Genomic DNA, 19,010 nt, shown 5'->3' on the forward strand with positions numbered 1-19,010 from the left:
GGGGTGGGTGGGGCGGACGAGCCGGCCTGTAAGCCGGGTTCTGTGCCCGCCGGCCCTTGCGGGGCGGCGGGTGACGGCCATCCATCTCGGACCGCCGTTGCCGGCGGCCTCCAGCGGTCTACCCGCAGGCTCGGGCGGGCCGCCCTCAGGCACCTGCGCGGGGCCTCTTGCGGGGCCCCTTCTTGACCTTGCTCCGGGTGGGGTTTACCGAGCCGCCCACGTCACCGTGGGCGCTGGTGAGCTCTTACCTCACCGTTTCACCCTTACCACCGGCGGACCGGTGGCGGTCTGCTTTCTGTGGCACTGTCCCGCGGGTCACCCCGGGTCGGCGTTACCGACCACCCTGCCCTGTGGAGCCCGGACTTTCCTCGACGGGGATCGCTCCCCGACGCGGCCGTCCGGCCGGCTCGTCCGCCGTACGTCAAGGTTAGCGGGTGCGTGAGGCACTCACGCACCGCTCTTCAACGGTGTGCAAGTCGGCTCGCACACCTCTAGGGGAGCGTGGTCAGGGCCTGGTCCAGGCGGGACTGTGGGATGGCGTGGTCTTCCATTCGGCCGGACAGGAAGCGGTCGTAGGCGGCCATGTCGAGGTGGCCGTGGCCGCAGAGGGCGGTGAGGATGACCTTGGGTTCGCCGGACTCCGCGCAGCGGCGGGCCTCCTCCACCGCGGCGGCCAGCGCGTGGGTGGGCTCCGGGGCAGGGACGATGCCCTCCGTCCGGGCGAACAGGACGCCGGCCTCGAAGCATTCGCGCTGCGGTTTGGCCGTCGCCTCGAAAAGGCCCAGGTCGTACATGTGGGAGAGCAGCGGAGCCATGCCGTGGTAGCGCAGGCCGCCCGCGTGGATGGGGTCGGGGACGAAGTCGTGCCCCAGCGTGTGCATCTTGAGCAGCGGCGTGAACCCGGCGGTGTCACCGAAGTCGTAGGCGTAGTGGCCGCGGGTGAAGGACGGGCACGCGGCGGGTTCCACGGCGCGGACGACCGGGTCCATGCGGCCCCGCAGTTTCTCGCGGAGGAACGGGAAGAACAGCCCGGCGAAGTTGGAGCCGCCGCCCGTGCAGCCGACGATCAGGTCGGGGGTGTCGCCGGCGAGGGCGAGCTGTTCGAGGGCCTCCTCGCCGATGACGGTCTGGTGCATCAGGACGTGGTTGAGGACGCTGCCCAGGGCGTAGCGGGTGTCCTCGGGGGCGGCGGACTCGACGGCCTCGCTGATCGCGATGCCGAGGGAGCCGGGCGAGTCCGGGTCGTCCGCCAGGATCTTCGCGCCGGACGAGGTGAGCGGCGACGGGCTCGCGTGCACCTGCGCCCCGAACAGCTCCATCATCGAGCGGCGGTAGGGCTTCTGGTCGTAGGAGGCGCGCACCATCCAGACCTCGCAGTCCAGGGCGAACTGCGCGCAGGCGAAGGCGAGGGCGCTGCCCCACTGGCCGGCGCCGGTCTCGGTGGTGAGGCGGCGGACGCCCTGGCACGCGTTGTAGTAGGCCTGCGGAACGGCCGTGTTCGGCTTGTGGGAGCCGACGGGCGACACGCCCTCGTACTTGACGTAGATCCGGGCGGGCGTGCCGAGGGCCCGCTCGAGGCGGTGGGCGCGGATCAGGGGCGTGGGGCGCCAGAGCCGGTAGACCTCGCGGACCTCCTCGGGGATGTCGACGAAGCGGTCGCCGCTGACCTCCTGGGCGATGAGGTCCGCCGGGAACAGCGGCGCCAGATCGTCCGGGCCGACCGGCTCGCGCGTCCCCGGGTGCAGGGGCGGGGGCGGCGGCGCCGGCAGGTCGGGGACGACGTTGTACCAGCGGGCCGGAAGCCTCGACTCGTCCAGCAGGATCTTCGTGGTCACGCCGCCTCCCCGCGCACGATGCCTAGTGCGGAGGGTAGGCGGCCAGGGGCCAGGTGGGAAGGCCGGTTGCGGTCAGGCCGGAAGGTGGTGGGTGTCGTTGTAGGTGCGCAGGGTGGCGGGGCCGTCGGCGTACCAGTCGATGGACGAGAGCGACGCCACGTCCAGGTGCATCCGGTACAGGGCCGACATGGGCGCGCCCAGGGCGTCCTTCACCAGGAGCTTGATGGGCGTGACGTGGGAGACGACCAGCACCGTCTGCTCGCGGTAGCGGACCTTCAGCTTGTCCAGCGACGTGCGGACGCGGCGCGACACCCGGGCGAAGCTCTCCCCGCCGGGCGGCGCGGCCTCCGGGTCGGCCAGCCACGCCTTCAGCTCGGCCGGCCATCCCCGGCCCGCCTCGGCGAACGTGAGGCCCTCCCAGTCGCCGAAGTCGGTCTCCCGAAATCCGTCCTCGACGCGGACGTCCAGGCCGGTGACGGCGGCGACCTCGGCGGCCGTGTCGCGGCAGCGGGCCAGAGGGGAGGTGACGATCGCGTCCAGGCCGCGGTCCTTGAGGGCGAGGGCGGCACTGCGGGCCTGGGCGACGCCGTTGGCGGTGAGCGGGATGTCACCGATCCCGGCGAAGCGCTTCTCGGTCGACAGCGGCGTCTCGCCGTGCCGCAGCAGCAGGGTGGTCATCGGCGTGCCCGAGACGGGACGCGGCGGCGGCTCGGGCTCCCCGGGCGTCTCCTCGACCTTGCGGGTCCAGTGCTCGCCGCGGGCCGCGGCGTCCATGGCCTCGTTGGCGAGCCGGTCGGCGTGCGCGTTCCGGTTGCGCGGGATCCAGCCGTAGGACACCGAGCCGAGCGCGGCGGCGACCTCCCGGGCCTCCAGCGCCAGCGGCACCATGTCCGGATGCTTGATCTTCCAGCGGCCGGACATCTGCTCCACGACGAGCTTGCTGTCCATCCGGACCTCGACCCGGGCGGACGGGTCGATCCCGGCGGCGGCCCGCAGCCCCGCGATCAGGCCCCGGTACTCGGCGACGTTGTTGGTGGCGTGCCCGATCGACTCGGCGACCTCGGCCAGCACCTCGCCGGTCAGCGCGTCCCGGACCAGCGCCCCGTACCCGGCCGGGCCGGGGTTGCCGCGCGACCCCCCGTCCGCCTCGACGACCAGCTTGCGGGAGCTCACAGGCCCGACTCGGGCGTGCGGACGAGGATGCGGCGGCACTCCTCGCAGCGGATGACCTCGTCCTCGGCGGCGCTGCGGATCCGGTTGAGGTCGACGGTGTTCAGGGCCAGGTGGCAGCCCTGGCAGGCGCCGCGGAACAGCTTGGCGGCCCCGACGCCGCCGAACTGGCCGCGCAGCTTCTCGTAGAGCGCGAGCAGCTCGTCCGGGACGTCCTTGGCGACCGCGGTGCGCGCGGTGCTGGTCGTCCCCGCCTCCTCGTCGATCCCGCGCTGGGCCTCGTCGCGCCGCCCGGTGAGGGTCTCCAGCTCCTCCTGCGCCCCGGACCGCTCGGCCCGCAGCGCGGCGACCCTGCCCTCCGCCTCCTCGGCCCGCTCCATGATCTCCAGCACGACCTCCTCCAGGTCGGACTGGCGGCGCTGCAGCGACTCGATCTCCGCCTGGAGGCTGCCGAGGTCCTTCGCCGAGGTCACCTGCCCCGAGTCGAGCCGTTGCCGGTCGCGGTCGGCGCGGGTGCGGACCTGGTCGACGTCCTGCTCGGCCTTCTTCTGCTCCCGCTGCAGGTCGCCGACCTCGGTCTCGGCCGCCACGATCGCGTCGCGCAGCTCGGTGAAGCGTGCCTCCAGCCGCTCGATCTCCGCCAGCTCGGGCAGCGTCCGGCGGCGGTGCGCCAGCCGGTCCAGCGAGCTGTCGAGGTCCTGCAGGTCGATCAGGCGAAGCTGGGCTTGCGGTGCGGCTTTCACTGTGCTCCTTCTTCGTGAAGGCGCCACGCGTCGGTGACGAGCGTGGACACCCGTGTCTCCAACTTGCCCGCTTCGGGGGAGGACCCGGCCAGGCGCCGTTCGGCGTCGGCGAGCCACGGCCACTCGGTCGCCCAGTGCGCGGCGTCCACCAGCGCCGGCCCGCCGTCCTCGGCGAACTCCGACGCGGGATGGTGCCGCAGGTCGGCGGTGAGGTAGGCGTCGACACCGGCGGCCCGCGCGGTGCCGAGCAGGGAGTCGCCCGCGCCGCCGCACACGGCGACCGTGCGGACGGGACGGTCCGGATCGCCCGCCGCGCGGACGCCCCACGCGGTCGCCGGCAGCCCGGCCGCGACCCGGCGGGTGAACTCCCGCAGGGTGACCGGCTCGTCCAGCTCCCCGATCCGGCCGAGGCCGCGCCGGGGATCGTCGTCGGCGGGGACCATCGGACGCAGCCCCCCGGTGAGGCCGACGGCCCGCGCCAGCGCGTCCGACACGCCCGGGTCGGCGCGGTCGGCATTGGTGTGCGCGGTGTGCAGCGCGATCCCGTTCCTGATCATGCGGTGGACGAGCCGTCCCTTCGGCGTGGTCGCGGCGACCGAGTGCACCCCGCGCAGCAGCAGCGGATGGTGCGTCACCACGAGGCCGGCCCCCCACTCCAGCGCCTCGTCGATCACCGCGGCCACCGGGTCGACCGCGAACAGCACCCGGTCCACGTCCTGGTCCGGGTCGCCGCAGACGAGGCCGACGGCGTCCCAGGACTCCGCCCACGCGGGCGGGTAGAGCTCCTCCAGAGCCGTGATGACATGGGATAGGCGCACGTCCCGCAGGCTACCGCGCCGAGCCGCTCCCAACGAGCCACCGAGCGTCACCAAGAGACGCCGGCGTCTGTAACGATATGGACGGGACAGTGCACGACCGAGGGAGGAACGCCATGTCGGCTTCCGGAGCCGCCGCGGAACCGGAGCCCATCACGCCTGCCGAGCCTGTAGCGGAACGCCCGTACATGCCCGGCTACGGCATCCAGGGACCTGACGAGGGAAGCGGCCTGCTGCCGTGGTCCTGGGCCGTGGAACGGTTGCAGGCGGCCCGCAACTTCTGGGTGTGCACGGTCCGGCCGGACGGCCGCCCGCACGCCATGCCCGTGTGGGGCGCCTGGTCGGGAGAGGCGCTGCTGTTCAGCAGCTCCGTCCCGTCCCGCAAGATGGTGAACCTGCGGCTGAACCCGCAGGTCGTGGTCACCACCGAGGAGGCCGAGAACCCGGTGGTCATCGAGGGGCGCGCCCACGTCCTCACCGAACAGCGGGACTTGCAGCGGTTCATCGACCTGGTCAACTCGAAGTACGCCACGCGCTATCGTGTGGATTTCCTGGACCCCGAGGTGAACGCGACCGTCGCGGTGCGTCCGCAGTCGGTGTTCGGGCTCCGCCAGGGAGACTTCACCGGTTCTCCCACCCGGTGGTCGTTCGCCACCTGAACGCCCGCTGGGATCAATCTGGAGACTCATCACGTTGGAGTCTGTGTGAAGTCACCCTTTCGCCGGCGCAAGCGCGTCAAGGGCCGCCCGATGGGCAACCGCCCCGAGGCGGCCGAGCCGGAGACCGTCGAGTGGCCCCGCGAGGGGACGGGCAGGTCGTCCCTGATGGGGGCCATCCGCGGCACCGGCGAGACCGGTGCCGGTTTCGGCGGCGGCATGTTCGAGGATCTCGCGTCCGCGTTCGAAGGCTCCAAGAAGATCAAGCAGGAGGAGCAGGAGCGGCAGAAGATCCTGCGGCAGGACGACCACGAGCAGGCCGGCGACGGCAAGGCCCGCGACGACCTGGACTCCGGCACGATCCGCATCCGCCGCACCCCACCGGCCGAGTGACAGTTCACGATCCATATCGAACATAAGTTCGAACCGGGGTTATCCTGCCCTCGTGAGCACCTACGTTCCGCCCGGCTGGCCCTCGCAGGTGCACCCACCGGGCACCGACCGTTTCGAGGACACCGCCCTCGCCTGGCTGCTCGAGCTCGTCCCGCCCGAGTACCGGCGCTACGGCGTCCTGCGCCGCTACCCCATCGCCCTCGCCCGGATGGCCCGCCACCACGTCAGCGCGTCCGTCGAGGCGGCCCGGGAGGGCTTCCGGACGGCCCGCGTCGACCTCGGCGACACCGTCCCGCCGCACGGCATCGAGTCCGTCCTGGACACCTACCGCCGGGAGGGCGCCCGCCTCGTCGCCCTCCTCCAGGCCATCGAGCTCGTCGAGACGGCCCTGCGCGGCCTCGCCGACCCGGACGATCCCGCCCATCGCCGTCCCTTCACCCCCAAGCTGTGACCACCGTGTTGACGCTGTGTCGTGGCGTGCGCAAGCCTTGATCTGTTCCTGACGGGAGGCGGGGTTCCGGTGAGCGCACCACCTGGGTGGTACCCAGATCCAGAGTGGATGGGCCGCGAACGCTACTGGGACGGACAAACCTGGACCGACCAGTCACGCCCCTACGCCTCCCGCTCCCGCCGCCGCGCGTCACAGCAACCACCGAAACCGCCTCAGCCCCCACAAACCGAACACCACCCACCACCCACCCCACCAACGGCTCCCCCACCACGCTTCGCCACCCCACCACCCCACCCACAGGCTCACCCAACCCAGCCCCCTGCACGCACTGACCCGCCCCCACCGGCGGAAGCGACGCCCAAAGCCTCCCCACCGAAAGCCGTATCGCCGCCAGCCCCCCAGCAACCTCCACAAACACCACCGACCGCACCGCGCACGGAGCCGCCCGCAGGCGCAGCAGCGCACCAGCGACCTCCCGACGGCCCAGCACAACCGCCCGGGCCGCCCGCAGAGAAACCGGCCGCACCGCCTGCGAAGCCGCGTAAGGACGCGGCAGCGCACCAGAAGCCGCCTAGCGGCTCGACACAGCCACCCGGGACACCTGCACAGAAATCAGTCGCGGCGCCCGCAGAGCCGCGCGATAGCGCGGCGATGCACCAGAAGCCTCATGGCCGTTCGACACAGTCGCCGGGGCCGCCCGCACAGGGATCAGTCGCGCCCCCTGCGGAGCCCCGCAGGGACGCAGCAGTGCGCCAGGAGCCTCCTGACGGCACGGCGCACGGGGCGCCCGCGCAAGGGTCGGGCGCGCCGTCCGGGGCGGCGAGGCCTGGAGGTGCTGCGGGGCGTCGAGAGCCACCTGGCGGTTTGGCGCAAGCGCTCGGGGCGCATACGCAGAGATCAGTTGCGCCGCCTGCGGAGCCGCGCGGGGACGTGGCAGGGCAACAAGGACCTCCCGATGGGGCGGCACAGGAGCCTGGGACGTCTGCACAGGGATCAGTCGTGCCGCGGGGGGATGCAGCGGTGCGTCAGGGGCCTTTTGGTGGTTCGAGGCAGGTGCCTGGGGGTGCGGGGCGTGTTGGGGGGGCTGGTGCTTCGGCGCCGTTCGTGCCGTCTGGGGAGGAGGCGGTTCGGTTCGAGACGTCGGCGCCGCCTCATGTTGGGGGGCGGACGAGTAGGGGGGCGGGGCCGCAGCCGCAGCGGATGGTGGGTGGTCAGGCGCCGCCGTTGGGTGTTCGGGGGGTGGCGCCGCCTCAGTCGGGCGCGTCCGTTCCGTCAGCGCGGCCGGGCGCGCCTCCGATGGAAGCGTCGCGTTCGCCTGTGGGGGCGGACGTGGTTCCGCATGGTGGGCGGTATCTGCCTCCGGGGCGGGCGCTGGAGCCTGCTGGGCGTGCCGGGGGCGCGGTTGTGGCGACCGTGGCTGCCGAGGGGGTGGCGGTCGCGGCCGTGGCGGTCGGGTTGCAGGTTCTGTGGCCCGTGTGGGGTCCGGTTGTTGTGGTTGTGGTGTGGGTGGTGCTGTTGCTGGCGCCGTTCACCGCGCGGCTCGCCTATGGCTATCGGGAGCCGGACGTCACCGAGCGCGTCAGGCTGGGGCAGCCGTGGCAGGACGTGCAGCGGCGTGCTGGGGCGGGCGCCTACCGGCTTGTGGTCGTCGAGTCGGACGAGCTGAACGCGTGCAGGCCGTTCGGGCGGACGGTCGCGGTCACGTCCCGGTCGGCGCGTTCGCTGCCGCCTGGACGGCTGGAGGCCGTCCTCGCCCATGAGCTCGGGCATCTGCTGGGGTGGCGGGCGCTCCCCGCGTTCGTCCACGCGCAGGTGACGCTGCCGGGACGCGCGCTGGTGTGGGCGCTGCGGAGGCCGTGGGCCCCGGTCGTGCCGATGTGGAAGCGGGCGGTGGAATGGCACCGGCCGATCGGCTTCCTGCTGGTGTTCCTGCTGGCCGTCCTCGCGGCGGCGGTCACGGTCGTGGTGGCGTTGCCCGCGGCGGTCGCCCATGGGGCCGCGCTGGGCGCGCGGCTGCTGAGCGCCCGCGGTGAGGCGCGGGCGGACGCGGCGGCGGTGCGGCTGGGGTTCGGCGCCGAGCTGGTCTCGGCCGTGGAGGAACGCATCGAGCACCAGCCCCACGGGCTGCCGCTCCCCCTCGTCCGGCGGGCGCAGGCGCTGCGCCGCCGGCTCGGCTGATCAGCCCTTCCCGCCGAACAGCGGTGGCGGCCCCTGGCGCGGGGTGTCGGGCGGCCGCGGGCCGGTCTGCCCGCCGGGCGGCGGGCCCGGGTCGACCGCGAGCGGCGCCCGGGGCGGGGGCGGCGCCGGCGGCGCGGCCCACTGGGGAGCGGCCGGTGTCGCCCACTGCTGCGGGGCGGTGACGGGCGCCGGGATCGCCTGCTGCGGGGCGGGCGGGTCCGGGAGGGGCCCGGTGGTGACGCGCTCCAGGGTGATGATGGCCGGGTCGCATTCGACGGGCGTGATCGCGCGGCCCCCGCCGGGCGCCGACTCGACGAGCAGGAGCGCGTGGTCCGGCAGGTGCTGGAGGGTGACGGGCTCGACGGCGTACTCGTACACGCGCTGCGTCGTGTCGGCGTCGCTCCAGTTCGTCCCCTCGGCGAAGGAGTAGGCGGCCGACCAGTTCCGGGACGTGGACGTGGAGGTCCCGACGGTGTCGCTGGTGTTGGTGGAGCCGCCCCGGTTGCTGCCGCGCTGGTAGTTGGTCGACCGGTCGGGGAACAGGCCGAACATCTCGCCGCCCGAGTAGGTGGTGCCGGACGAGCGGCTCGTCCCCCAGCTGCGGGACGTCCCCGTCGTGCGGCTCGTGCTGGTGGACTCCGAGTCGCCCGCGCCCTCGGTGTCGGTGGACGTGTGGGACTCGTTCCCGCCGACGTTCTTGGTGACCTGCGACAGGACGAACCGGTGGTCCCGGCCGATGAGGTCGGCGGCGCGGGTGGCGTCCTCGTGGTTGCCGAGCCGCATGAACGCGACGGCGCCGCCGCCGATCATCTCCGCGGACGTCTCCCGCAGCCGCCGGAACAGCAGGGTCAGCGGGACGCCGCGCCGCTCGCAGGCGTCCGACAGGCGCTCCAGGTGGCGGCGGGCCAGCTCGTCCGCGCCGGCGACGATGAGCGCGGGGGTGGAGTCCTGCGAAGCGGTGATCCGGTGCGTGACCCACTGGACGACCAGGTCGGTGAGCAGCTCGGACCGGACGTTGCGGGCCTGGCTGTCCAGCGCCATGCACGTCAGGTAGCCGGCGCCCTCCTCCTTGGGGGGTTCCGTGCCGAGTTCTTCCAGCGGGTGGATGTAGGACTCGATGCGGGACAGGTTCGCGTGGGCCTGCCGCCGGTACTCCACGGTGAACAGCTCGTTCGCGATGTGCCGGCGCTCGTCGCGGGTCAGGACGTCACCGTCGTCGGGTTCGCCCATCAGGGCGCGGAGGGCGGCCGCGATCCGGCCGAGCGTGATGTCGTCGCCGAGCGCGCGGCAGACCTTGGTCAGGATCCGGTCGTCCATGCTGCGGTCGGCGCGGGCGGCGTCGGGGGTGCCGCCGTGCATGGACTCGACGATCGCGTCCACGAGGTCCTGCGGCGGCATGTCGGCCAGCAGCTTGGACGAGGCCAGGCGGCTGGGCAGCAGCTGCACGTCCACGCCCATCCAGGCGGCCTGGGACAGCTCGACCAGCTCCCGGCTGACGACCTCCCGGGACAGGTCGAGCACCAGTAGCGGCTGGACGGCGAGGGTGGACGTGCCGTAGGTGGTGAGCAGCGCCTCCCAGGCCCACAGCGTCCCGCCGAACACGTCGAGCCGGCGGCCGGGGCGCGGGGCGGAGCCCCACTCGGGCAGGCCGTCCAGCCGTGCGCGCTCGCCGGCGTCGTGGGCCTGCTTGCGCGCCTGCCACTGCCGGGCCTGTTCGTGGTAGCCGCCCGTGATCTGCTGCTGCGCCAGCTCGTAGGCCTGCCGGGCGGCCTGCCGCTGCCGGACGGCCCACCACGTCAGCGCCGCGCCCGGCGCCACGGCGATGACCGCGAGCAGGAGCATGCCGGTGGGGACGGGCGTCTTCACCATCTGGGAGTCGCTGGCCGAGCAGGCGGCGAACAGCACGAGGAGCGCCGCGATGGCGGCGCTGACGGGGAGCGTCCGGCTCAGCCTGCGCTGCGCGAGCTGTTCGGTCTCGGTGACGCGGCGCGCCAGGTATTCCGGCAGCGCCTGCTGCTGCGGCGGGGGCTCCGGGAACGGCCTGAGAAACCACCACCGGTCGCGGAACACCCAGCCGAGGCGGGGGTCGGGGCTGAACAGCCGCTCGCGGCGTGCCAGCAATCCCCCATGATCGACCGGTCTGCCCCTCACGATGTTGAACCCCCGTTCCGTCCGGGTGCCGACTCGATCGTCACGCCTGTCGGGTCATGCGCGGCGATGCCGCAAACAACCCAAGCAGATTGACACGTGACTTGTCAGGCCCTCCGCCGGGAATCGGCCTTCCCAATGGGGCCCTTGCTCAATAACCTGACTGTCCATGGCGCTGGACAGGGACGGATTCAGGGAGAAGACCGACCGTCCGCCACAGGTCGCCGAGCCGCCGCCTCCTCCGCCGGACCGTCCGGGCGCGCCCGGGGCTCCCTCGCGGGCGGCCAGCCGCGCGGCCGCTCAGGTCCCCGACCGCCCGGGTCCTTCCGACGTCGACCAGCCGGACGAGGGTCCAAGCCGGGACGACGATCCGGGCACGGAAGCGGACGACCCTCCCGGCGACGACCCGGACTCGGTATCCGTCCCGGACGAGGACGACGCCGTGTCCGTCCCGGACGAAGACGTCCCTGACCGTGAGAGGCCCGAGGAGCCGGCGGCCGGCGCGGGGCGGGAGGCCGCGGGCGACGACGGCCGGGGCCGTGAGCCCGAGCCGCCGCGTCCCGCCGACGAGAACGGTGCGGCGGCCATTGCGGAGAAGCCCGCGGCCGACCGGTCGAAGGCGGCGTACCCGCACGTGACGGATCAGTCCGGGTACGTCTTCACCGACCGCGAATACGCTTTCGCCGGCGTTTCTCCAGACGAGGTCTGGAACATGAAGGACCGGCGCGCTCCCCTTGGAATAAGTCCTGAGCAATGGGACGAATGCGTCGCCGAACTGCGTGAGGCCTTGGCCTCCGATGGCCTCACTGACGTGGCCGTCCGACTGGGAGGCTCCAGTGTGCGGTTCTGCTCGGACGGCCCAGGGAAATGGTTCCCCCAGAGCGAGAAAGACGTCCGGATCAAGGTGGCCGAACGCCACCGGAACACGTCCGAGGAAGACCGCGCCCAGCGAGCCGAGAAAGCCGTCACGAAATACCGTGCCGCCGGTTTCTCCCGCGAAAGACCCAGACCGTTCGCGCCGTTCTTCGACAGCCAGTACCGGCTCGGCATCGCCGATGCCCCGGACGGCTACGACTTCCAGTTCGACGGCGACGGCATCGCCGGGTCCGAGGCGTTGCGCGCCTGGGCCGAGCGCTGGGAGGACGAACTCGGCCGCGGGGTGACCCTGACCGAGACGGGCGTCCGGGAACCGGAACTGCGCGAAGATGGCTGGACGGTGATCGATCCCGAGGACGGCGCGGAGAGCGAAGATGGCGAGAACTGAGGCGTACTTCTCGGTGGACGTCGAGGCGGACGGCCCGATCCCCGGCCCGTACTCGATGCTCAGTTTCGGCATCGCCGCCTGCGGGACGTTCGACGGCGCGACCTTCAAGCCGTCCGACCCGGCGGAGCGCACCTTCTACGCAGAGCTGAAGCCGATCAGCGAGGATTTCGTACCCGAGGCCCTGGCGGTGAGCGGGCTCGACCGCGATCAGCTCGCCGCCGAAGGGCGCCACCCGGCGGAGGCGATGCACGCGGCGTCCGCCTGGATCAAACGGACCGCGGGCGATGCCGCGGCGGTCCTGGTCGCCTATCCGCTGGCCTTCGACTGGATGTGGCTGTACTGGTACTGGATCCGGTTCACGTCCTCGTCGCCGTTCGGCCATTCGCGCCATCTCGACATGAAGAGCCTCTACGCGGCCAAGGCGAACGCGATGGTCGTCCGGTCGACGAAGCGGCAGATGCCCGCCGCGCTGCTGCCGGACCGCCCGCACACCCACAACGCGCTGGACGACGCCGTGGAGCAGGCCGAACTGTTCCAGAACCTCGTGCGCTGGGACGGCTGAGCATGTGGGACGTGGTGCGCGGCCTGCCGGTGTGCCGGCTGCTGGAGGTCCCCCGCCCGGACGAGCACGACGGGCGGGACGAGTGGCGCGACCAGCGGCTCGCGGCACTCGTGTCGGCGTACCACGCGGGCGGGGACCCGGTGCTGCTCGGGTGGCGGCGCGCCGAGGCGTTCGGCCCGACGGAGGTGTTCGTCGGCGGGAGCGGGCTCCTCGCCGACCGCGACGGGCAGGACGCGACGCTGAGCCTGAGCCTGCCCGCCGGCGGGCGCGGGGTGATGCTCCCCGAGGGCCTCGCCGAGGACGCGATGGCGCACTGGGTGAGCATCGGCGGCATCGCCGACGGCCTGCTCGTCGACGATCCGGCGCCGGAGGAGCCCGCGCGGCCGTCGCTGGAGGACGGCCTGCTGTCGGTGTGGATGCAGCCGTTCGCGTGGATGCTGGTCGCCGAGCCCGTCGAGCCCGAGGAGGCGCGGCGGCTCGCGGACGACCTGGCGGACCGGCAGCAGCGCGCCCAGTCGATGGCGGAGATGTCGCCCGAGGAGTCGGTGACGGCCCTCCGGATGGACAAGCGGCACCGCGAGCTGCGCCAGGCCGCGACGTCCGGTCTGTGGCGGGTGCATCTGACGGCCGGCGCCGCGACGCCGCGGGCCGCCGCCCGGGTCGCCGCGCTCGTGTCCGCGTCGGCGGATCTGAGCCGGCTGCCGTACGCGCTGGTCCCGGGCGCGGCGGGGCCGTTCGAGGCGAGCACGCAGCTGGTGGCGGCGCTGGCCCGCCCGCCCGTCCGGGAGGTCGCGGGGGTCCGGTTCGTGATGCGGCCGGAGTTCGACGTGACGCCCGAGTCGGCGGCCACCGGCGTGCGGCTCGGCCGGGTCCTGGACCGCAACCGCCGCGACGTGGGCGAGATGTCGCTGCCGCTGTCCAGCCTGAACCGGCACACGTTCGTGTGCGGCGCGACCGGCGCGGGGAAGTCGCAGACCGTCCGGTCGCTGCTGACGGCGGCGTCGGAGGCGGGGCTCCCGTGGATGGTCGTCGAGCCGGCCAAGGCCGAGTACCGGCTGATGGCCGCGCGGCTCCCGGACGCGGAGGTCGTCACGATCCGGCCGGGAGACGCAGAGGCGGTCGCGGCCGGGATCAACCCCCTCGAACCGGCCCTGGGGCCAGACGGGCGGCCGTTCTCGCTGCAGACCCACGCCGACCTCGTCCGCGCCCTGTTCCTCGCCGCCTTCGAGGCCGAGGAACCGTTCCCGCAGGTGCTCGCGGCGGCGCTGACCCGCTGCTACGAGCGGCTCGGCTGGGACCTCGCGCTCGGCGAGCCGTCCCTACCGGGGACGTCCCCGCGCTACCCGACGCTCGCCGACCTGCAGGCCACCGCCGAGCAGGTCGTGGACGACATCGGCTACAGCCAGGAGATCACCGACAACGTCCGCGGCTTCATCCGGGTCCGGCTGTCCAGCCTCCGGCTCGGCACCACCGGGCGGTTCTTCGAGGGCGGCCACCCGATCGACTTCGACGCGCTGCTGTCGCGCAACGTGGTCCTGGAGATCGAGGACGTCGGGGACGACCGCGACAAGGCGTTCCTCATGGGCACCGTCCTGGTCCGCTTGGTGGAGCACCTGCGGCTGCGGCAGCGGCGGGGCGCCTCGACCGGGCTGCGCCACCTGAGCGTGTTCGAGGAGGCGCACCGGCTGCTGCGCCGCACCGAGCAGGCGGGCGCGGCGGCCCATGCGGTGGAGACGTTCGCGAGCCTCCTCGCGGAGATCCGCGCGTACGGGGAGGGGCTGATCGTGGCGGAGCAGATCCCGTCCAAGCTCGTCCCGGACGTCATCAAGAACACCGCCGTCAAGATCGTCCACCGGCTGCCGGCGAAGGACGACCGGGACGCGGTCGGCGCGACCATGAACATCACCGAGGCGCAGTCGCAGTTCCTGGTCACGCTCACGCCGGGCGAGGGCGCGGTGTTCACCGACGGCATGGACTTCCCGCACCTGGTCCGCATGCCGGACGGCTCCCACCTGGAGAAGGCCGTGCCGACGGCGTCCCCGAGCGTGCTGGTGACCCCGCGCAGCGGCACCTGCGGGGCGGACTGCCGCGACTCCCCCTGCACGCTCCGCGACATGCGCGCCGCCCAGCGCGCCGTGGCGGACCGTCCCGAGCTGGTGGTCTGGGCCGAGCTGGCGGCGGCCGCCCACCTCACCGGCTGGGGCACGCCGCGGCCGGACCCGTCTCTTCTGGACGGCCTGCCGGCGCGGCTGCGCGACTGCACCGTGTCCCACGCCGTCGACGCGGCCGTCGCGTCCCGCGCCGCCCCCACCGGGTTGGCGAACCACCTGGTGGACGTCCTGCACGGCAACGCGTGCTCGACCGACGAGACGTCCTACTTCGCGGCCCCCTACCGCTGGTGCCTCGTCGTTGAGGAGCTGGAGCGGGCGAGCCAGGAGACGCCCGGCGGGGGGCGCCACCCTTCGAGCGGCGAATGGGAGGGCCTCTACGAACGCGCAATTCCCGGCGACACCCTCGCCGGACAGCTCCGCACCGTGAACGCGTGGTGGGAGCGCGACCAGCGCGACCAGGACGCCCGCAACCTCGCCCTCTGGGGCTCCGGCAAGACCCTCGAAACCGCCGTCGGGGCTCTGCGCACCGACCCCGAATGGCCCGACCGCTTCCGTGAGGCCACGTCCGCGCTCCGCAATTTCGGCGGGCTGCTCGGCTCGTATGTCACCGAATGAGCGTGCACTATAGGTCCATGGGGGTACTGGAGCAGGTGGCACCGAATCTGGTCGATGTTCTGCGTCGCGACGCCTGGTGGATGGGCTGGAACACATTTCTCGCGTGGATCCCGGTGGGCCTCGCCTTTGTGCTCTTCCGCGGCCACCGGCTCTCCCGGTCACCGTTCTGGTGGTCGGGTCTAGTCCTTTTTGTCCTGTTCCTGCCGAACGCCCCGTACGTCGTCACGGACCTGGTGCACCTGCGCGGCGACATCATCATGTCCGACCGCGGCGGCCCGGTCGTGACCGCCGTCCTTCCCGTCTACGCGCTGCTCATCGGCTCGGGGTTCCTGGCGTACTACCTCGCCCTCTCGGCGGCCCTCCGTCACCTGGCCCGCCTCGGCCTGGGCGCCTGGCAAGGGCGCGTCACCATCGCCGCGCACGCCCTCTGCGCCATCGGCGTCTTCCTCGGACGCTGGGCGCGCCTGAACAGCTGGGAACCCGTCGTCGACCCGCACGCGACGATCGAACGGATCGTCGTCCACCTGACCTGGGCGTGGGCTCCCGTCCTCATCGTGGTCACATTCCTGGTCACCTGGGCAGGCCATTTCATGACGAAGGCCATAGCCGAGGCCTCCTATGCGGCCACGCTGAGAAGCGCCCGCCACTTCCGCCCGATTCTTCCCTCCTGACCAGGGATTTCGCGGTTCGCGACGAGGCACCGGTCAGGGTTTGCGGGCGTCGACCTCTATTTCGATTCTCATCCGGGGGTCGGCGAGACCGCAGACGAGCATGGTGGCGGCGGGGCGGACGTCGCCGAACCGGGCGCGCAGAGTAGGCCAGCACGGCTCGAAGTCCGCCCGGTCGGGCAGCAGGTACCGGACGCGGACGACGTCGGCGAAGGCGCACTTCGCCTCCGCGAGCGCCGCCTCGATGTTGCGCAGGCACTGCTCGGCCTGCTCCACCACGTCGTCCGAGATCGTCATGGTGGTGTAGTCGAACCCGGTCGTGCCCGACACGTGCACCCGGTCGCCGTCGACCACGGCGCGGGCGTAGCCGATCTGCTCCTCGAACGTCGAGCCGCTGAGGATCGCGCGTCGCTCCGTCATGCCAGGAAAGCTAGATGGGCCGGCGTGATACGTCTAATACACCGGTGAGGATCAGGTGATATCTGTAGACGTATGGAGCGTCCCGAGCTTCCGCTGGCGCAGCTGCACGCGTTCGTCGTTCTCGCGGAGGAGCTGCACTTCGGCCATGCCGCTGATCGGCTCGGCATCGCGCAGCCGCCGCTGAGCCAGCAGATCCGGCGTCTGGAGGACAAGGTCGGGCACGCGCTGTTCACCCGCGGACCCGGGCGCGTCGACCTCACCCCGGCCGGGCGGGAGCTGCTGCCCGCCGCCCGGCGGGCGCTCGGCGACCTGGCGGCGGGGCTGGCGGCGGCCCGCGCCGCCGGTGACGGCCGGGCGGGACGCCTGCGGATCGGCTTCGCCGCGTCCCTCGCCCTGACCGTCCTGCCCGGCCTGCTGCACACCTTCCGGCAGCGGTTCCCCGGCGTCGACCTGGACATCCGGGAGATGACCACGGCGCCCCAGCTCACGGCACTGCGCGACAAGACGATCGATATCGGGCTGCTGCGCGAACCACCGGACGAGGCGGGGCCGGTCTTCGAGACCGTCGTGACCGAGCCCTTCGTGGCCGTGCTGCCGACCGGGCATCCCTTGGCCACGCAACGGACCGTGCGGGTATCTGACCTCGCCGAGTCGCCTTTCGTGCTCCTGCCCCGCACGGCCGGCCCGGGGCTGTACGACCGGATCACCGGCCTGTGCACCGCGGCGGGCTTCGCGCCGCGGGTGGTCCAGGACGCGGTGGAGTGGCAGACGGTCTGCGCGCTGGTGGAAGCGGGGCTGGGCGTCTCGCTGGCTCCGGCGAGCATCCGGCGCATCCGGCTCGCGGGGGTCGCGTTCCGCCGGATCGAGCCCGGGGCCGTCCGGACGCGCGTCGCCGTGGCGTGGCGGCCGGGCGATCCGAGCCCGCTGGTCGCGAACCTGCTGGCGGTCGTCCGCGGCGGTCAGGCGGCGTAGTTGCGCAGGAGGCGGAGCGCGTCGGCGGCGTGCGGGCCCTCGGCGGTGAGAGCGGTCCGTCCCGGCGGGAGGCGGCGGGCGCCGACCCGGCAGAAGTCCAAGGCCGGGCCCGTGATGCGGGACGGGGCGGCGGGGTCGCCGAACGTCCAGCGCGTCCCGTCCGGGCCGGTGAGGTCGCAGAACACGGGGGCGGCCGGGAGGCCTTCGACGGAGAAGGCGTAGGGCAGCGTGCGGTGGGCGAGCCAGGCGATGTGGCGGATCCGGTCCGTGTCCGGGTACGGGATGCCGAGCGGGACGGTGATGTCCAGGGCGTGGGCCCAGTGCTCGGCGAGCCGCGTCGTCGCGAGCGTGCGCGGGGACAGGGACGTCCGCACCCAGGAGAGGCGCGTGCCCGGCGGGTGGGCGCGCAGGGCGCCGGGGGTGGCGAAGGCGGCCTTGCGCCAGCGCGAGAGGAGGTCGGCGGGGGCGATGCCCTGCTCGGCGGCGACCATGTCGGCGGCCAGGCCGTCCACGGTGGTCTCGGTGGACGGCAGGAAGGGCGTCCCGTCCGCGATGGCAGGACCGCTGATCACTTCCTCGGTCTGCACCAGGTGCAGGACGACGTCGGAGACGGTCCAGCCCTCGGCGTCGGACGGGTGGGACCACTGCTCCGGGGCGAGGGACTCCAGCAGCGCCGCCAGCCGGCGGTACTCCGCGGCCAGATCGTCGAATATGTCCGCCATTCCGGCACCATACCGAATCTAATTCGGTATGTCGGCCGTCATTCCAGTTTCTCCAGCCGGTCGGCGGCCTCCGCGGCGCCGCCGGCCGAGCCGATCGCGCCCCGCACGCGCTCCGCTGCGGCCCGGTGCGGGCCGTCCTCCAGGACGGTCGCGAGGGCGCCGCGCAGCTCGTCCGGACCGGCCTCGGCGCACGGGACGCGGACACCGGCGCCGGCGGCCTCCACCCGCCCGGCGATGGCCGGCTGGTCGCCCCGGACGGGGGCGACCACCAGCGGACGGCCGTGGGCGAGGGACTCGCAGACCGTGCCGTGGTCCCCGTGGCACACGACCGCTGCGACGCGATCGAGCAGCTTGTGCCCAGGGACGGTCTCGCGGACGAGGACGTTCGGCGGCGTCTCCCCCACCGCGCCGGGAGGTGCCACGAAGATCGCCTGGATGTCCATGTCCCGGACGGCGCCTGCGGCGGCCCGGAGGAACCCCTCGCCGAGCGGACCGCCGTCCATGCCCGGCGCGACGAGGACCGCGGGACGGCCGTCCAGCCACTCCCACGGGAACGCGGCGGGCGCGGAACGTCCCAGGATCGGCCCGACGAAAGCGAAGTGGTCGGGGAAGACCGAGGTGTCGCCGACCAGCGCACCGGTCGAGAAGCACAGCACCAGGTGGTCGGAGAAGCGGAGGTCGAGCAGGTCGTCGATGTCGTGGTCGAGCTGGAAGTCGCCGATGCGGTCGCGCACCCACTGCTCCACCTCGGGCAGGCCGGCGAGCGGCCGGGTGAACTCGGCCGGCGACACCGCGGCGGTCGCCCAGGGGATCTCCCGCAGCCGCGCCGCGACCGGGGCGGCGAGGACGAGCTGGTCGCAGACGACCACGTCCGGGCGGAACCGCTCCATCGCCCGCTCCACGCCGGGCATCATCGCGTGGCCGAGCGGGACGAGGAACTCGTCCCAGAAGAAGCGCAGGGCGGCGACGTCGCGGAGCCCTTCCCAGCGCTCCAGCACGGCTTCCACCCGGCCGCCGAAGTCGTCGGCGGCGCTGAAGACGCGGGAGCCCGGACGCAGCTGGGGCTCCAGGGACGGCCGGTGTCCCGTCCAGGCGACCTTGTGGCCCCGGCGGGCGAGCTCGGCCGCGACCGCGGCGACCGGGGCCACGTGCCCGGCGAGCGGCGGGACGGCGAGCAGGAAGCGGCGCTCCGGTGCGCGCGCCCGCCCGATGCCGGGGTCGCCGAGCAGGGACGGGACCCGGACGCGGCGGGCGCTCATCGGACGGCCCCCGCGGGCGCGGTGGCGC

17 protein-coding genes, 1 other RNA gene and 1 pseudogene are annotated in these 19,010 nt (G+C 73.2%); 10 read left to right on the top strand and 9 right to left on the bottom strand.

From position 1 onward, the window contains the following. Positions 1 to 13: 13 nt before the first annotated feature. The 5 genes from rnpB to K8Z49_RS13855 form a co-directional block, all read right to left on the bottom strand. Positions 14 to 410, bottom strand: an RNA gene (rnpB, locus tag K8Z49_RS13835) — RNase P RNA component class A. A gap of 81 nt (positions 411 to 491) precedes the next feature. Next, positions 492 to 1,835, bottom strand: coding sequence for a TrpB-like pyridoxal phosphate-dependent enzyme (locus K8Z49_RS13840; protein WP_021597439.1), 1,344 nt, complete (start codon positions 1,833 to 1,835; stop codon positions 492 to 494). Positions 1,836 to 1,907: 72 nt separating this feature from the next. Next, the gene (locus K8Z49_RS13845; protein WP_075020204.1) at positions 1,908 to 3,008 is read right to left on the bottom strand and encodes a bifunctional RNase H/acid phosphatase; all 1,101 of its coding nucleotides are present in this window, start codon (positions 3,006 to 3,008) and stop codon (positions 1,908 to 1,910) included. Further along, entirely contained in the window at positions 3,005 to 3,748 is a 744-nt protein-coding gene (locus K8Z49_RS13850; RefSeq protein ID WP_021597441.1) for a zinc ribbon domain-containing protein, read from the bottom strand. Before K8Z49_RS13850 ends, K8Z49_RS13845 begins: the two co-directional genes overlap by 4 nt. After that, the gene (locus K8Z49_RS13855) at positions 3,745 to 4,566 is read right to left on the bottom strand and encodes a Nif3-like dinuclear metal center hexameric protein (RefSeq protein WP_075020203.1); all 822 of its coding nucleotides are present in this window, start codon (positions 4,564 to 4,566) and stop codon (positions 3,745 to 3,747) included. Before K8Z49_RS13855 ends, K8Z49_RS13850 begins: the two co-directional genes overlap by 4 nt. Positions 4,567 to 4,679: 113 nt before the next feature. On the opposite strand from K8Z49_RS13855, the gene K8Z49_RS13860 reads away from it, so the two are divergent. From K8Z49_RS13860 to K8Z49_RS13880, 5 genes and pseudogenes are all read left to right on the top strand, one after another. After that, the gene (locus K8Z49_RS13860) at positions 4,680 to 5,222 is read left to right on the top strand and encodes a pyridoxamine 5'-phosphate oxidase family protein (RefSeq protein WP_021597443.1); all 543 of its coding nucleotides are present in this window, start codon (positions 4,680 to 4,682) and stop codon (positions 5,220 to 5,222) included. 45 nt (positions 5,223 to 5,267) lie between these two features. Beyond that, a complete protein-coding gene (locus K8Z49_RS13865) occupies positions 5,268 to 5,612 on the top strand; it encodes a DUF6191 domain-containing protein (RefSeq protein ID WP_024936756.1) in 345 nt (114 codons plus the stop codon). Between the two features lie 52 nt (positions 5,613 to 5,664). After that, positions 5,665 to 6,063, top strand: coding sequence for a hypothetical protein (locus K8Z49_RS13870; RefSeq protein ID WP_021597445.1), 399 nt, complete (start codon positions 5,665 to 5,667; stop codon positions 6,061 to 6,063). Positions 6,064 to 6,132: 69 nt separating this feature from the next. Then, a pseudogene (locus tag K8Z49_RS13875) lies at positions 6,133 to 6,222 on the top strand (DUF2510 domain-containing protein); the annotation flags it as partial. A gap of 1,350 nt (positions 6,223 to 7,572) precedes the next feature. Next, on the top strand, positions 7,573 to 8,241 hold the full coding sequence (locus K8Z49_RS13880; protein ID WP_412521358.1) for a M48 family metalloprotease: 669 nt from the start codon (positions 7,573 to 7,575) through the stop codon (positions 8,239 to 8,241). On the opposite strand, the gene K8Z49_RS13885 is transcribed toward K8Z49_RS13880, so the two are convergent. Beyond that, positions 8,242 to 10,362, bottom strand: a complete 2,121-nt coding sequence (locus tag K8Z49_RS13885; RefSeq protein WP_412519084.1) for a hypothetical protein — start codon at positions 10,360 to 10,362, stop codon at positions 8,242 to 8,244. Positions 10,363 to 10,831: 469 nt separating this feature from the next. On the opposite strand from K8Z49_RS13885, the gene K8Z49_RS13890 reads away from it, so the two are divergent. Genes K8Z49_RS13890 through K8Z49_RS13905 form a run of 4 tightly spaced genes read left to right on the top strand, consistent with a single transcriptional unit; the run spans position 10,832 to position 15,612 of the window. Further along, a complete protein-coding gene (locus tag K8Z49_RS13890; protein WP_412519086.1) occupies positions 10,832 to 11,653 on the top strand; it encodes a hypothetical protein in 822 nt (273 codons plus the stop codon). Then, positions 11,640 to 12,215, top strand: a complete 576-nt coding sequence (locus tag K8Z49_RS13895; RefSeq protein ID WP_075020199.1) for a 3'-5' exoribonuclease domain-containing protein — start codon at positions 11,640 to 11,642, stop codon at positions 12,213 to 12,215. Before K8Z49_RS13890 ends, K8Z49_RS13895 begins: the two co-directional genes overlap by 14 nt. 2 nt (positions 12,216 to 12,217) lie before the next feature. Next, positions 12,218 to 14,941, top strand: coding sequence for an ATP-binding protein (locus K8Z49_RS13900; protein WP_412519088.1), 2,724 nt, complete (start codon positions 12,218 to 12,220; stop codon positions 14,939 to 14,941). A 17-nt stretch (positions 14,942 to 14,958) separates the two neighbouring features. Beyond that, positions 14,959 to 15,612, top strand: coding sequence for a DUF1361 domain-containing protein (locus tag K8Z49_RS13905; RefSeq protein ID WP_024936056.1), 654 nt, complete (start codon positions 14,959 to 14,961; stop codon positions 15,610 to 15,612). 33 nt (positions 15,613 to 15,645) lie between these two features. On the opposite strand, the gene K8Z49_RS13910 is transcribed toward K8Z49_RS13905, so the two are convergent. Next, a complete protein-coding gene (locus tag K8Z49_RS13910) occupies positions 15,646 to 16,029 on the bottom strand; it encodes a RidA family protein (RefSeq protein ID WP_412519091.1) in 384 nt (127 codons plus the stop codon). Positions 16,030 to 16,101: 72 nt separating this feature from the next. On the opposite strand from K8Z49_RS13910, the gene K8Z49_RS13915 reads away from it, so the two are divergent. After that, positions 16,102 to 17,001, top strand: a complete 900-nt coding sequence (locus K8Z49_RS13915) for a LysR family transcriptional regulator (protein WP_024936057.1) — start codon at positions 16,102 to 16,104, stop codon at positions 16,999 to 17,001. Here the strand turns inward: K8Z49_RS13915 and K8Z49_RS13920 are convergent. Next, positions 16,989 to 17,723, bottom strand: coding sequence for a maleylpyruvate isomerase family mycothiol-dependent enzyme (locus K8Z49_RS13920; protein ID WP_412519093.1), 735 nt, complete (start codon positions 17,721 to 17,723; stop codon positions 16,989 to 16,991). The genes K8Z49_RS13915 and K8Z49_RS13920 overlap by 13 nt on opposite strands. 38 nt (positions 17,724 to 17,761) lie before the next feature. Beyond that, complete coding sequence (locus K8Z49_RS13925; protein WP_412519095.1) at positions 17,762 to 18,982, bottom strand: glycosyltransferase; 1,221 nt, start codon at positions 18,980 to 18,982, stop codon at positions 17,762 to 17,764. Between the last annotated feature and the right edge of the window lie 28 nt (positions 18,983 to 19,010).

Source organism: Actinomadura madurae (genome assembly GCF_047130825.1).
Lineage (GTDB): Bacteria > Actinomycetota > Actinomycetes > Streptosporangiales > Streptosporangiaceae > Spirillospora > Spirillospora madurae.